We start from the raw sequence: 309 nt of genomic DNA, 5'->3' as shown, positions 1-309 counted from the left end.
CCCTCGGCACCGCCTCGATCGACCTGGTGGGCAACGCGGACGCCGCGATCGCCACCCTCGACAAGGCGCTCGCCTCGGTCTCCGACCAGCGTGCCGCCCTCGGTGCGTACCAGAACCGGTTCGACCACACGGTCAACAACCTCAACGTCGCCGTGGAGAACCTGTCCGCGTCGGAGTCGCGTATCCGCGACACCGACATGGCCCAGGAGATGGTGTCCTTCACCCGCGCCCAGATCCTGACCCAGGCCGGCACCTCCATGCTGTCCCAGGCCAACCAGTCCCAGCAGGGCGTCCTCTCGCTGCTCCGCT

The 309-nt window shown here is 68.6% G+C and carries 1 protein-coding gene; it reads left to right on the top strand.

Translation table 11 applies throughout. From position 1 onward, the window contains the following. A partial coding sequence (locus ODJ79_RS46875; protein ID WP_263030220.1) for a flagellin occupies positions 1–309 on the top strand: 309 nt, incomplete at both ends.

This window comes from Actinoplanes sp. KI2 (assembly GCF_025630775.1).
Lineage (GTDB): Bacteria > Actinomycetota > Actinomycetes > Mycobacteriales > Micromonosporaceae > Actinoplanes.
The sequence above is the reverse complement of the archived record's forward strand: the minus strand, read 5'-3'. Positions and strand labels throughout refer to the sequence as shown.